The sequence below is a fragment of the Roseivivax halotolerans genome, assembly GCF_900115815.1.
GTDB lineage: Bacteria > Pseudomonadota > Alphaproteobacteria > Rhodobacterales > Rhodobacteraceae > Roseivivax > Roseivivax halotolerans.
This window is the reverse complement of sequence record NZ_FOXV01000006.1, coordinates 116,161-129,506: the sequence shown is the minus strand read 5'-3', so window position 1 is coordinate 129,506 and position 13,346 is coordinate 116,161. Positions and strand designations below refer to the sequence as shown.

Sequence of the window (13,346 nt, the reverse complement as noted above, 5' to 3'; positions counted from 1 at the left end):
CTCTCTCCTTACGCGAAGTCGGCGGCGAATTCGTCCAGCGCAGCCTTGATCTTGTCGGCGGCATCGCCCTTCACCTTCGGATCTTCCTTGGTGATCCAGTCGAGAAGATCGGAATGCTTGCCGCGCAGGTGCTGCAGGAGACCCTGCTCGAAACGACCCACATCGGACGTCTTGATCTTGTCGAGGTAGCCGTTGGTGCCGGCGAAGATGATGACCACGATCTCGGCGTTCGTCAGCGGCGAGTATTGCGGCTGCTTCATCAGCTCGGTCAGACGCTCACCACGGTTCAGCTGGCGCTGGGTCGCCGCGTCGAGGTCCGAGCCGAACTGGGCGAAGGCCGCCATCTCGCGGTACTGCGCGAGCTCGAGCTTCACGGGGCCCGCGACCGACTTCATCGCGTTTGTCTGCGCCGAGGAGCCCACGCGGCTCACCGAGAGGCCCGTGTTCACCGCCGGGCGGATGCCCTGGTAGAAGAGGTCGGTCTCGAGGAAGATCTGGCCGTCGGTGATCGAGATCACGTTGGTCGGAATGAAGGCCGAGACGTCGCCGCCTTGGGTTTCGATGATCGGCAGCGCGGTGAGCGAGCCGGACCCGTTCTCTTCGTTCAGCTTCGCCGAACGCTCGAGCAGGCGGGAGTGAAGGTAGAAGACGTCGCCCGGGTAGGCTTCGCGGCCCGGCGGGCGGCGGAGCAGGAGGGACATCTGGCGGTAGGCCACGGCCTGCTTGGAGAGGTCATCGTAGACCATCAGCGCATGCCGGCCGTTGTCGCGGAAGTATTCGCCCATCGCGGTCGCGGTGTACGGGGCGAGATACTGCATCGGCGCGGGGTCCGACGCGGTCGCGGCCACGACGATCGAGTATTCGATCGCGCCGGTCTCTTCGAGCTTCTTCACCAGCTGCGCCACGGTGGAGCGCTTCTGGCCGATCGCGACGTAGACGCAGTAGAGCTTCTGGCTCTCGTCGTCGCCTGCGCGCTCGTTGTAGGTTTTCTGGTTCAGGATCGCGTCGAGCGCCACGGCGGTCTTGCCGGTCTGACGGTCGCCGATGATCAGCTCGCGCTGGCCGCGGCCGATCGGGATCATCGCGTCGACGGCCTTGAGGCCGGTCGCCATCGGCTCGTGCACCGATTTGCGCGGCATGATGCCGGGCGCCTTGACGTCCGCGAGCCGGCGCTCGGTGGATTCGATCGGGCCCTTGCCGTCGAGCGGATTGCCGAGACCGTCCACGACGCGGCCGAGAAGGCCATCACCGACGGGCACGTCCACGATCGAGTTCGTGCGCTTGACCGTGTCGCCTTCCTTGATGTCGCGGTCGGAACCGAAGATCACGACACCGACATTGTCCTGCTCGAGGTTGAGCGCCATGCCGCGAATCCCGCCGGGGAATTCGACCATCTCGCCGGCCTGCACCTTGTCGAGACCGTGCACACGGGCAATCCCGTCGCCGACAGACAGAACGCGACCCACCTCGGCAACCTCGGCCTCCTGACCGAAGTTCTTGATCTGCTCCTTCAGGATCGCAGAAATTTCGGCTGCTTGGATACCCATTTATCCGACCTCTTTCATTGCATTCTGTAGGGAGGAGAGCTTCGAGCGGATCGAGGTATCGATCATCTTCGAGCCCACCTTAACGATAAGACCGCCGATGAGGCTCTCGTCGACGGTCGTCTTGATCTGGACGTCGCGGCCGACGGAGGCCTTGAGCGTTTCGGCAAGTTTCTTGGATTGCTCGCTCGACAGTTCCACCGCAGTGGTCACGTCGGCGGTCACGAGGCCCTTGGCATCGGCAATCATCTCGCGCAGCTGCACGATGAGCGCGGGCAGCACGAGGAGGCGCCGCTTCGAAGCCATCAGCGCGAGCGCGTTCTTGAGAGTATCCATCAGGCCCATCTTGTCGGCCACGGCCCGGATGCCCTGCTCCTGAACGGAGCGGCTGTAGACCGGCGAGTGGATCAGGTCGCGCAGATCGCTGCTGTCCGCATGAGCCTGGGCGAGATCGTCGAGATTGGCTTCGAGCGTGTCGAGCGCATCAGCCTCCCGGGCGAGTTCGAAGACGGCCGCTGCATAGCGCTCTGCGATGCCGGAGGAAATCGAAGCTGGTTCAGACACGTCCATCCTTCCGCTATCAAGCCCCCGTGGCCCGTCGCGATGCGGACCCGGAGGCGTTTTTGTCTCCCGGCAGGAGCCGGGGCGCTGAAATCAGCGCGGATGTAGCAGAGCATACCCGACCCCGCAACATGCTAGGGCGCTTTTAGAGAAAACCGCCGTTTCCTGTGAATCCAAGGACTTAGCCCGAGACATCGCCAGGTGCGACCTTCTGTGCCGCTCCGAACCCCCTGAGCGGCAACGAAATTTCAACCTTTTGAAACGATTCCCGCGATCTGCCCGGCCCCAATTGCGGTCAGACCGGCTTTGCCAACGGTTTGGGCGCCAGCGCGCCAAGGGGCGCGCGCACCCGTTCTTGCGTGCCGCGCGGACGCGGAGGATGCCGCTTGACCGCGCGCACCGCCATGACGCCGCCCGCCATCACCGCCGGAATGGCGCGGCCCATCCGCTCCCACATTGCGCCGGTCTTCATCCAGAATCGCCGGGTAGAGGGCGGCTGGTAGAGCAGCGAGACGTGATCGTCCGGCACGAAATCGTGCCAGGAAAGAAGGTTCTCGAGCTGGCTCAGCGAATAGGGGCGGCCATATCCGAAGGGTGTCCGGTCGGACCGCGCCCAGAGCCCCGTGCGATTTGGCACGATGAACAGCGCCTCGCCTCCCGGCCCCAGCACGCGGTAGCATTCATCGAGGAGCGCCGAGGCATCATCGGATGTCTCGAGCCCGTGCATGACGACGAGCCGGTCCACATGGCCCGTCTCGAGCGGCCAGCGCGTTTCTTCGCAAAGGACCGAAACATTCGGCAGTCCCGCCGGCCAGGAGATCACGCCCTGCGGCGCTGGCATCAGTGCCACGACACGGCGGCTGTCCGAGAGGAACGGTCGTAGAAGCGGCGCGGCGAACCCGTAGCCTGCAACGGTGTGACCGTGAGTATTGGGCCAGGTGGCGCGCACCTGTGTGCGGATCACCTTCTGCACTTCGCGGCCGAGCGCGCTTCTGTAATAGAAGTCCTTCAGATCGCGCACGTCGAGATGCATTGCCGGGCCCCTGCCGCCGTCCTAGCCTTAAGAGAACCCTGACAAAGAGTGATGGAAAACGCCATGCCCCTTGAGCTCGTGACCGTGCCCTGCCTTTCGGACAACTACGCCTACCTCTTGCACGATCCCGATAGCGGCGCGACCGCCGTGATCGACGTGCCCGAGGCAGCGCCCCTCGCGGAAGCGCTCGACAGCCGGGGCTGGACCCTGTCGGAGGTGTGGATCACGCACCACCATCCAGACCATGTCCAGGGGCTGGGCGCGCTGCTCGACGGGCGATCCGCCACGGTGACGGGTGCAGGCGCCGACGCTCACCGCCTTCCCGATCTCGATCGCAAGGTCGGCGATGGCGACAGCTTCGATTTCGCCGGCCGCGAAGTGCATGTCATGGATGTCTCCGGCCATACAATCGGGCATATCGCCTTCCATCTGCCGCAAGAGGAAATCGCCTTCACCGCCGACAGCCTCATGGCGCTCGGCTGCGGGCGTGTTTTTGAGGGCACGATGGAGCAGATGTGGGAGAGCCTTTCCAAGCTCGCGAAACTGCCACCCGAGACGACGATCTGCTCGGGCCATGAGTACACCGAAGCGAACGGACGTTTCGCGCTCACTATTGAACCGGACAGCGATGCGCTTAAATCTCGTGTAGACGCGGTGGCAGCGGCCCGTGCGAAGGGTGAGCCGACTGTTCCCTCGCGTCTGTCGGAAGAATTGGCCACCAACCCCTTCTTGCGTGCGGGCGACGCCCAAGTCCGGGAAAACCTCGGAATGACAGATGCGCCTGCGGCGGAGGTCTTCGCTGAAATACGACGCCGGAAGGATTCATTCTGATCGCCTGTGATGCGGGCGATTGCATGACAGTTCCGGATTTGTGACCATCAAGGCCACAGAAAAAACTTGAAGCAGTGCGGCAATCGACCAAACTTTAACTTCAAGAGGCAATGCTGGGGAAACCGCCTCGGCGCAGACAAGAGGAGCACCGCCCGTGCCTTCATTCTCGAACTCTCTTGAGCAGTCCATCCACGCGGCGCTGGCGCTTGCCAATTCGCGCAGCCACGAGTTCGCCACGCTGGAGCATCTCCTGCTGGCCCTTATCGACGAGCCAGACGCGGCCCGCGTGATGAAAGCCTGCGACGTGGATACCGAAGAGCTGCGCACAACGCTGGTGGAGTTCATCGACGATGATCTGTCGAACCTCGTCACCGACATCGAAGGCTCCGAAGCCGTGCCTACTGCGGCCTTCCAGCGCGTAATCCAGCGCGCGGCAATCCACGTGCAAAGCTCCGGCCGGACAGAGGTGACGGGCGCGAACGTCCTCGTCGCGATCTTTGCCGAACGCGAGTCGAACGCGGCCTACTTCCTGCAAGAGCAGGACATGACCCGATATGACGCGGTCAACTTCATCGCGCATGGTGTCGCGAAGAACCCCGCTTACGGCGAAAGCCGTCCCGTCCAGGGATCGAGCGATGACGAGGATGCCCAGACAGCCGATGCTGCGCCGTCCGACGATGGTAAGGAATCCGCGCTCGCCAAGTATTGCGTCGACCTCAACGCGAAGTCGCGCAAGGGCGATGTCGACCCGCTGATCGGCCGCGAGCAGGAAGTGGAGCGCTGCATCCAGGTGCTTTGCCGCCGCCGCAAGAACAACCCGCTCCTCGTGGGCGATCCGGGCGTAGGCAAGACCGCCATCGCCGAGGGTCTCGCGCGCAAGGTCGTGCAGGGCGAGGTGCCGCAGGTTCTCTCCAAGACCACGATCTTCTCGCTCGACATGGGCGCGCTGCTCGCCGGCACCCGCTATCGCGGCGACTTCGAGGAGCGTCTGAAAGCCGTCGTGACCGAACTCGAAGAGCATCCCGATGCGGTCTTGTTCATCGATGAGATCCACACCGTGATCGGTGCGGGCGCGACCTCGGGCGGCGCGATGGATGCCTCGAACCTCCTGAAGCCCGCGCTTCAGGGCGGCAAGCTTCGCACGATGGGGTCCACCACCTACAAGGAGTTCCGTCAGCACTTCGAGAAGGATCGCGCCCTGTCGCGCCGGTTCCAGAAGATCGACGTGAACGAGCCGACGGTCGCGGACAGCGTGAAGATCCTCAAGGGCCTCAAGCCTTATTTCGAGAAGCACCACGCGATCAAGTACACGAACGACGCGATCAAGACCGCGGTCGAGCTGTCGGCGCGTTACATCAACGACCGCAAGCTGCCCGACAAGGCGATCGACGTGATCGACGAGGCTGGCGCGGCTCAGCACCTTCTGGCGGAATCGAAGCGCCGCAAATCCATCGGCACGAAGGAAATCGAGGCCGTCGTCGCCAAGATCGCGCGGATCCCGCCGAAGAACGTCTCCAAAGACGATGCCGAGGTGCTCAAGGATCTCGAGAGCACGCTGAAGCGCGTCGTCTTCGGGCAGGACCTCGCGATCGAGGCGCTGTCCTCGGCGATCAAGCTGGCGCGGGCAGGCCTGCGCGAGCCTGACAAGCCGATCGGCAACTACCTGTTCGCGGGCCCGACCGGCGTCGGCAAGACCGAGGTGGCCAAACAGCTCTCCGATTCTCTCGGGGTGGAGCTGCTGCGCTTCGACATGTCCGAGTACATGGAGAAGCACGCGGTCAGCCGCCTGATCGGCGCGCCTCCGGGCTATGTCGGCTTCGACCAGGGCGGCCAGCTCACCGACGGCGTGGACCAGCACCCGCATTGCGTGCTTCTGCTCGACGAGATCGAGAAGGCGCACCCGGATGTCTACAACATCCTGCTGCAGGTGATGGATCACGGCACGCTGACCGACCATAACGGTCGCACGGTGGATTTCCGCAACGTGATCCTCATCATGACCTCGAATGCGGGTGCGACCGAGCAGGCAAAAGCGGCGATCGGCTTCGGCCGTGACCGCCGCGAGGGTGAGGATACCGCCGCGATCGAGCGGACGTTCACGCCGGAATTCCGCAACCGTCTCGACGCGGTGATCTCATTCCAGCCGCTGCCGAAGTCGGTGATCCTCCGCGTGGTCGAGAAGTTCGTCCTGCAGCTCGAAGCGCAGCTTCTGGACCGCAACGTGACCATCGAGCTGACGCAGCCCGCCGCGGAGTGGCTGGCAGAGCGCGGCTACGACGACAAGATGGGCGCGCGTCCCCTGGGCCGCGTGATTCAGGAGCATATCAAGAAGCCGCTCGCCGAGGAGCTTCTGTTCGGCAAGCTCTCCAAGGGCGGGATCGTTCGAGTCGCGGTGAAGGACGGCGAGCTCGACCTGCAGCTCGACGGGCCCGAAAAGCGGCGCCTGTCCTCCAAGAAGCCGCCGCTCCTGACGGCTGAATGATTAGGTCGGCGCTTCTCGCGCTGATCGCAGGAACCTCCGCCGCGCCCACCGCGGCGGAGGTTTTGCTTTCCTGGCCTGTCGATTGCGACAACGGCCGCACCTGTTTCATCGAAGATTACGTGGATGCGACGCCCGGCCCGGGCATGAGCGACTTCATGTGCGGCCTCAAAAGCCGGGACGAGCATAGCGGCACCGACATCGCGCTTTTGTCCGACGCACAGCGCCTCGCCGGGGTCGATGTTCTCGCCGCCGCACCGGGACGCATCGCCGCGCTCAGGGACGGCGTCGAAGACCGGCGCATGGACAACGCGGAAGACATCTCGGGCATCGAATGCGGCAACGCGGTGCGCCTCGATCATGGGGATGGGCTGCAGACGCTTTACTGCCACCTCGCCAAAGGCTCCTTGACCGTCGCCGAGGGCGATAGCGTGGAACGGGGGCAGGCGCTTGGGCGCATCGGCCTTTCGGGTCAAACGAATTACCCGCACCTGCATTTCACCGTGCTCCGCGACGGAGAGAGCATCGATCCGTTCGACTACGAGGCGGCTGGCATCTGCGGCGCGACTGCGCCGACCCTCTGGGAGGACGCGCCACCTTACGTCGAGACCGGACTCTTCACGGCAGGATTTTCGAACCAGGTGCCCGAGTTTTCCGAGGTGCAGAATGGCGATGCCCGCGTCGATAGTCTCGCCGCGGACACAGCGCTCGTGCTTTATGCACACATGTTCCACGCAGAGCGCGGCGATGTCCTGCATCTCGAGGCGAAGGGACCGGACCGTTCCGTCTTCGACCACTCGATCCTCGTGAAAACGGATGACGCCCAGGCCTTTCGCGCCTTCGGTCGACGCGCGCCCGAGGAAGGCTGGCCCTCCGGCGACTATACCGGCACGGCCCGTCTCATGCGCGGCGAGACGGTAATCGCGGTGCGCCACGCCTATGTCTCGGTGCGATAGCGCCTGACAGGGCGAAAGAGCTACTTCTCGGTCAGTTTTAACTCAATGCGGCGGTTCTGAGCACGCGCCGCTGCGGTATCGGCCTCATTGATGGGCTGGTATTCCCCGAAGCCGTTCGCCGCGAGCCGTGAAGGCGGGATCCCTTGCGTGTCGGTCAGGAACCGTACGACCGACAAGGCCCGCGCTTGGCTGAGCTCCCAGTTGTCGGCGAATTCCGCACCGGGCAGAAGCGGTGTGGAATCGGTATGTCCATCAACCCGGATGACCCAGTCGATACTCTCGGGAATGAGGTCCGAGATGTCCCGCAGGATGCCCGCGACATTGGCGATCTGCTGGCGCCCCCCCGCCGACAGATCCGCGGAACCCGGCGCGAACAGCACTTCGGAGGAGAAGACGAACCGGTCGCCTTCGATCCGCACACCCTCGCGGTCCGCCAGAAGGTCGCGCAGCTCGGCGAAGAACTCCGAGCGATAGCGTGCGAGGTTGCGGTTCTCCTCCTCGAGCCGTGCCGCGCGTTCCGCCTCGAGGCGCCGTGCTTCCTCTTCGGCTTCCCGGCGGCGACGCTCCTCGTCAGCGGCCCTTGCAAGCGCCGCGTTCAGCCGCGAGCCAAGATTGTCGATCCGGACCTGCGCCGCATCATCCGCCGCCTCGGCGGCTTGCAAGGTCTCCTGCAGGGAGGCGAGTTGCCGGCGCACCTGCGCCAGCGATTGGCTAAGCGCCTCGCTTTCGCGCTCCGCTTCCGTGGCCCGCTCGCGCTCCTCTGACAGCGTGTCGCGCGCAGTGGCCAGAAGCGTCGCCTGCTGCTCCGCCTCGCTCATCGCCTCTTCGACGGCGGCTTCCGAGGCTGCCTGAGCCGCGAGGGCCCGCGCCAGCTCCTCGCGCAGATCGGCCTCGACCTCCCGGGATGCCTCGCGTCCTTCGAGCGCGGCAGCGAGCCGGGTGTTCAATTCGTCCTCGGCCGCGCGCGCAGCCGCCAACAGCGTGAGCGTTTCCTCGGCCTCGCGGCGCTGCTCTTCGAGGCGCAGGGTCATCGCGGTCAGCTCGGCATCGGCGGTCTCGAGGCGGGCGCGCAAGGCACGGGCGGCCTCTGCTTCGGCCAGCCGGGCAGCCTCTTCCTCGCTCAACGCCTCGCTCAGCTCATCGACTTGTCCCGAGAGCTGCGCGAGCTGATCTTCGGCGCCCGCATTTTCGGCCCGCAGATCCGCGACAAGCGCTTCGAGCGCCTCCCGCCGGGCGGCCGCGAGCCGCGCCGCTTCCTCGTTGGCATCGACCTCGTCGCGGGCCTGGGACAGTGCCAGTTGAAGCGCCTCCTGCTCCGAGATCAGCTCTTGCTGTGCCGCTTCCAGCTCATCACGCGATGCGGTCAGGTCCGCGATCCGCTCCTCCGCGCGATCCTGCTGGGCCAGAAGCGCCGCGACACGGTCTTCGAAATCGCTGATCTGCCCTTCCGCCTCTTCGAGCGCGGCAGCCTGCCGGTCCCGTTCGGCGCTGAGCGAGGTGATGATACTTTCCTGTTCAAGGATCCGCGCGTCGCGGTTGTCGAGCGTGGCTTCCAGCGAGCTGACATTGTTCGAGAGCGCAGTGTTGCGCCGCTCCGCCATGCCAAGCTCTTCGGACAGGGCCGCAATCTGTTCGGTGAGCGAGGTCAGTTGCGTTTCCTGGCCCGTGATCGTCTCGCGCAGGACCGCCTGGATCACCAGGAAGATCGTCAGCACGAACATCAACACCAGGAGAAGCCCGGTCATCGCGTCCACGAATCCCGGCCAGATCGAGCTCTGGAACCGTTGCCCTGTCCGGCGCGACAGCGCCATGACTCAGCCCTCCTGCCGACGGGTGACGCGCTGCGGCCGTGTTGGCGTATCGCCCGAACGCCCTTGCTGGCGGCTCATCTGCCCCAGAACGCGGCTGAGCGCGGCCAGATCGGTGCGGATCTCTGCCATGCTCTCCTGCCGGCCCGCGGACATCTCTTCGAGGATACGCAGCATCTGAACGTCGATCGACCGCAGACGCATCCGGCTTTCGGCGTCGAGCCCGGTCTCTTCCTGGTGCGACAATGCCTCGATCAGCCGTTCCTGCCCGTCCGCGAGTCGCGCGAAGGTCGCTGCAGACGGCGAGGAGGCCTCGATCCGCTCGGTCATGCGCTCCACGCTGTCCGCCAGTTGTGCAAGACGCCCCTCGATCTCAGAGCGCCCATCCTCGGAGCGGGCATAAAGCCTCTGCATTCCGTCGAGCTGATCGGCCACCTGCTCGAGCGCCAAGGCCGCGCCCGACATCTCGCCCGCGCCTTCGCCATCCCCGGCCGACACGCCGATCCGCGTGATCGACGACAGCCATTCCTCGAGCTCGCGATAGAAGCGGTTCTGGCCATGCCCCGCGAAAAGCTCGAGGAGCCCCACGATCAGCGATCCTGCCAGCCCCAGAAGCGAGGAGGCAAACGCGATCCCCATGCCGCCGAGCTGGCTTTCCAGCCCGCCGATGAGCCGCGAGAAAACATCCGTTCCGCTCTCGCCCTCCTGCGGGGCAAGCCCGCGGATCGTATCCACGAGCGCCGGAACCGTCGTTGCAAGCCCCCAGAACGTGCCGAGAAGTCCAAGAAAGATCAGCAGCGAGACGATGTAGCGGGTGATTTCCCGCGCCTCGTCGATCCGCTGCGCGACCGAGTCAAGGATCGACCGGCTCGACGTCGTGGCAATCTTCATCCGCCGACCGCGTGCCCGCAAGAGCGTTGCAAGCGGAGCCAGCAGCTGCGGCGCGCGCCCCGCCTTGGCCTTGCCGTGCACGAAATCCTCGATCCAGCGGACCGAGTACATCAGCTGCACCACCTGCCAGAAACACGCGAGCACCCCGATCCCGAAGACGAACAGGATGAAGCCGTTGAGATAGGGATTGGCTTGGAAGACCGGCAGCACCGAAGGCAAGGCCATGATCGCGCCGAAGGCCGACAGGCCAAGCACCGCCAGCATCAGGAACACCTGGCGCAGCGGTTGCGAAAAATGCGGCTCGGCCTCTAGGTCCGGTTGATCCAAGGGGATCGCTCCTGACGCTCGGTTATCGTTGGGCGAAGGTTAGACGCCTTGCCCAGTCAAGGAAAGGTTTATGCGGTCAACTCACGCACCCGTTTGTCCAGCCATTGCAGCTCTGCATCGGGCAGGCCCAAAGTCTCCAGATGCGCGGAGGTGTTATAGAGATATTCACTGTTCGGCCCGCGGCCCCCGACAGCCTGTGCGATGATCTGTGCCTGTTCCTCCAGATCGAGCGCGCAATATTGCACATGATCGGGGTCGATCACATAGACGAGCGCCGTCACGTCGCGCCCATCTTCGAGGGCGAGCGGCAAAAGACGTTCGAGATAGGCCGCCGAGACAAGCTCCCGCTCGCGCAGGTAGGCGAGGACCGCTTCGCTCTGGTCAGGCGCGGCGGCCAGTGCCAGGCCGTCGCAATGCGCCTCGTCCGATGCGTCGAGCGCAAGAACCAGGCCTGGCTCTTCCGGTGTGCCGCGATGGTGGATCGAGCGCATGCAGAAGCTCCGCCGATACCCCGAGAGCCGCGCCGGCACCTGCTCGATCACCTCGAAGCCCGGGTTCCAAAGAAGTGATCCGTATCCGAAGACCCAAAGCGTCATGGTTTCTGGTCCTTTGCCTGGCATGGCTCTAAACACGGATCGCACGTGCAGGAAAGGCATCCCCCGTGAAGAGACTGACACTCGCCGTCATCCTGGCCGCCCTTCTTTGGTCGGGACTCTGGGTCTGGCAGGCCCGCGCGTTGCGCGCCGAGATCGATACCTGGTTCGAGGCCCGCCGCGCCGAAGGCTGGACCGCCGAGGCGTCCGAGATCGCTGTCAGAGGATTTCCCAACCGCCTCGATGCGCGCTTCTCGGACTTGGTGCTCGCGCCCGAGGACGGGCCCCGCTGGCAGGTGCCCGAATTGCAGGTCATGCGCCTTGTCTACCGCCCGAACCACCTCATCGTCGCGGCATCCGGCGAGCAGATTGTCGAGCGCGGCGGAACCACCTGGCGCATCGACGGCGAAGGTCTTCGGGCCAGCGCGGTGTGGCAGGAGGGCCGCCTCGATCGCGTCGCCGCCGAAAGCGGCGCAATCAGCCTCGCGCATAACGAAGCCGGGTCCGTTCACCTCGCCCAGATGACAGCTGCGCTGCAATCCTCGGGCGGCCCCGAGATGTGGCGCGCGGCTTTCAATGCCTATCCGGCCGAAAGCGCGGACGCCGCTGCCACGGACGCCCGTGTGACGTTGAACGCCATGCTCGGCACCAGTGATCCGACCGATCCTCGAACGCTGCGCGAGATCGACCTCTCCACGCTCGAATATGCCGATGGTGCGGGCCGCGTTGCGTTGTCCGGGCCTCTGTCATTCGGCAGCGATGGTCGTGCCACCGGCACACTGGCGCTGCGCGCCGAAGACTGGGAGGCGCTTCTCGAGGAGGCGCAGGAGAGCGGCCGGCTTCCCGCCATCCTGGTTCCGCCGCTGCAAAATGTTCTCTCGGTGCTCGGCCGGATCTCCGGCGGCGGCAATCCGAGTGCCGAGTTGCGGATCGACGACGGTCGCGTCAGGCTCGGGCCTCTGCCGCTGGGACGCATTCCCGCTCTGCCACGCTCCTGAGCGCTTGCGCGCGGCGCGCCAAGACCTGAGAGTATGGCCATGACCGACCGGCTGGCCACCCGCATCGAGGATGCGCGCGACGACTTGATCGCGCTGACGCAAAGCCTGTTGCGCGTGCCCACGCTGAACCCGCCCGGTGCGCATTACCGCGATATTTGCGAAGATCTGGCAACACGGCTCGCACTGTCCGGGTTCGAGACGCACCTGGTCCGTGCGACGGGCGCGCCGGGCGATAGCGACGCGTATCCCCGCTGGAACCTCGTCGCGCGGCGCGAAGGCGCGCGGCCCGGACAATGCGTGCATTTCAACAGCCATATCGACGTCGTGGAAGTGGGCGCCGGTTGGACCCGAGACCCGTTCGGCGCAGAGCTAGACGGCGACCGGATTTACGGGCGCGGTGCCTGCGACATGAAAGGCGGGCTTGCCGCCTCGATCCTCGCCGCCGAGGCGTTCCTGATCGAGCATCCCGATTTCGCGGGCGCGATCGAGATTTCCGGCACGGCGGACGAGGAATCGGGCGGCTATGGCGGGGTTGCCTATCTTGCCGAACAGGGCTGGTTCGATCCGGACCGCGTGCATCACGTCATCATCCCCGAACCTCTCGGCAAGGATCGGATCTGCCTCGGCCATCGTGGCGGCTGGTGGGCCGAGATCGAAACGAAGGGCGAAATCGCCCACGGCGCGATGCCTTTCCTTGGCGATTGCGCGATCCGGCACATGGGCGCGGTTCTAGACGCGTTCGAACGCGACCTCTTTCCGGCCCTTGCCGCGCGGCGCACCGAGATGCCGGTCATTCCCGATGGCGCGCGCTCGTCGACCATGAACATCAACGCGATTCATGGCGGCCAGCCGGAAGAGCCAGAGGACAGCACCTCCCTGCCCGTTCACTGTGTACCGGACAGCTGCCGGATCACCATCGACCGCCGCTTCCTGATCGAGGAGGGCATCGAGGCGGTCGAGGCAGAGATGCGCGGCCTTCTCGACGGGCTGAAAGCGCGGCGCGCGAATTTCGATTACGAGCTGCGCGAGATCAATCGCGTCATCCCCTCCATGACCGATCCTGCCGCGCCGGTGGTCATGACGCTCGAAGCCGCCATCGCCGAGACGCTCGGGTCGAAGGCCCAGCATGTGGCCTCACCGGGGAGCTACGACCAGAAACATATCGACCGCATCGGCCGTCTGAAGAACTGCGTGGCTTACGGGCCGGGGAAGCTGGAGCTGGCCCACAAGCCGGACGAATGGATCTCGGTCACGGACATGCTCGAAAGCGCCCGCGTGATGGCCCGGGTGCTCGAGAAGCTCCTGCTTACGGACTGACTGTCTCT

General features: G+C 65.1%; 11 protein-coding genes. 5 read left to right on the top strand and 6 right to left on the bottom strand.

Going from position 1 to position 13,346, the window contains the following annotated elements; all coding sequences use genetic code 11:
* Nucleotides 1–8: 8 nt before the first annotated feature.
* The 3 genes from atpA to BM171_RS10190 all read right to left on the bottom strand — a co-directional run bounded on the left by atpA (nt 9) and on the right by BM171_RS10190 (nt 3,138).
* The gene (gene atpA / locus BM171_RS10200; RefSeq protein WP_093011482.1) at nt 9–1,547 is read right to left on the bottom strand and encodes a F0F1 ATP synthase subunit alpha; all 1,539 of its coding nucleotides are present in this window, start codon (nt 1,545–1,547) and stop codon (nt 9–11) included.
* On the bottom strand, nt 1,548–2,114 hold the full coding sequence (locus BM171_RS10195) for a F0F1 ATP synthase subunit delta (protein ID WP_093011479.1): 567 nt from the start codon (nt 2,112–2,114) through the stop codon (nt 1,548–1,550).
* Nucleotides 2,115–2,400: 286 nt separating this feature from the next.
* Nucleotides 2,401–3,138 (bottom strand): methyltransferase domain-containing protein, encoded by a 738-nt coding sequence (locus BM171_RS10190; RefSeq protein ID WP_093011476.1) that lies wholly within the window; start codon nt 3,136–3,138, stop codon nt 2,401–2,403.
* A gap of 63 nt (nt 3,139–3,201) precedes the next feature.
* On the opposite strand from BM171_RS10190, the gene gloB reads away from it, so the two are divergent.
* The 3 genes from gloB (at nt 3,202) to BM171_RS10175 (ending at nt 7,404) form a co-directional block, all read left to right on the top strand.
* A complete protein-coding gene (gene gloB / locus BM171_RS10185; protein ID WP_093011805.1) occupies nt 3,202–3,969 on the top strand; it encodes a hydroxyacylglutathione hydrolase in 768 nt (255 codons plus the stop codon).
* Between the two features lie 154 nt (nt 3,970–4,123).
* Entirely contained in the window at nt 4,124–6,451 is a 2,328-nt protein-coding gene (gene clpA / locus BM171_RS10180) for an ATP-dependent Clp protease ATP-binding subunit ClpA (RefSeq protein ID WP_093011473.1), read from the top strand.
* Complete coding sequence (locus tag BM171_RS10175) at nt 6,448–7,404, top strand: M23 family metallopeptidase (RefSeq protein WP_245760228.1); 957 nt, start codon at nt 6,448–6,450, stop codon at nt 7,402–7,404. The genes clpA and BM171_RS10175 overlap by 4 nt, the downstream gene beginning before the upstream one ends.
* Nucleotides 7,405–7,424: 20 nt before the next feature.
* On the opposite strand, the gene BM171_RS10170 is transcribed toward BM171_RS10175, so the two are convergent.
* From BM171_RS10170 to BM171_RS10160, 3 genes are all read right to left on the bottom strand, one after another.
* Nucleotides 7,425–9,215, bottom strand: coding sequence for a peptidoglycan -binding protein (locus tag BM171_RS10170; protein ID WP_093011470.1), 1,791 nt, complete (start codon nt 9,213–9,215; stop codon nt 7,425–7,427).
* A gap of 3 nt (nt 9,216–9,218) precedes the next feature.
* The gene (locus tag BM171_RS10165; RefSeq protein ID WP_093011467.1) at nt 9,219–10,430 is read right to left on the bottom strand and encodes a biopolymer transporter ExbB; all 1,212 of its coding nucleotides are present in this window, start codon (nt 10,428–10,430) and stop codon (nt 9,219–9,221) included.
* 68 nt (nt 10,431–10,498) lie between these two features.
* Nucleotides 10,499–11,026, bottom strand: a complete 528-nt coding sequence (locus BM171_RS10160; protein ID WP_093011464.1) for a gamma-glutamylcyclotransferase — start codon at nt 11,024–11,026, stop codon at nt 10,499–10,501.
* Nucleotides 11,027–11,091: 65 nt separating this feature from the next.
* On the opposite strand from BM171_RS10160, the gene BM171_RS10155 reads away from it, so the two are divergent.
* Nucleotides 11,092–12,021, top strand: coding sequence for a DUF2125 domain-containing protein (locus BM171_RS10155; protein ID WP_175497532.1), 930 nt, complete (start codon nt 11,092–11,094; stop codon nt 12,019–12,021).
* 39 nt (nt 12,022–12,060) lie between these two features.
* Entirely contained in the window at nt 12,061–13,338 is a 1,278-nt protein-coding gene (locus BM171_RS10150; RefSeq protein ID WP_093011799.1) for an acetylornithine deacetylase/succinyl-diaminopimelate desuccinylase family protein, read from the top strand.
* Nucleotides 13,339–13,346: the final 8 nt, after the last annotated feature.

Coding starts and splice junctions, on each gene's coding strand:
- BM171_RS10150 (WP_093011799.1), top strand. CDS start 12,061: ATGACCGACCGGCTGGCCACCCGCATCGAGGATGCGCGCGACGACTTG.
- BM171_RS10190 (WP_093011476.1), bottom strand. CDS start 3,138: ATGCATCTCGACGTGCGCGATCTGAAGGACTTCTATTACAGAAGCGCG.
- BM171_RS10160 (WP_093011464.1), bottom strand. CDS start 11,026: ATGACGCTTTGGGTCTTCGGATACGGATCACTTCTTTGGAACCCGGGC.
- atpA (WP_093011482.1), bottom strand. CDS start 1,547: ATGGGTATCCAAGCAGCCGAAATTTCTGCGATCCTGAAGGAGCAGATC.
- BM171_RS10170 (WP_093011470.1), bottom strand. CDS start 9,215: ATGGCGCTGTCGCGCCGGACAGGGCAACGGTTCCAGAGCTCGATCTGG.
- BM171_RS10175 (WP_245760228.1), top strand. CDS start 6,448: ATGATTAGGTCGGCGCTTCTCGCGCTGATCGCAGGAACCTCCGCCGCG.
- BM171_RS10195 (WP_093011479.1), bottom strand. CDS start 2,114: ATGGACGTGTCTGAACCAGCTTCGATTTCCTCCGGCATCGCAGAGCGC.
- gloB (WP_093011805.1), top strand. CDS start 3,202: ATGCCCCTTGAGCTCGTGACCGTGCCCTGCCTTTCGGACAACTACGCC.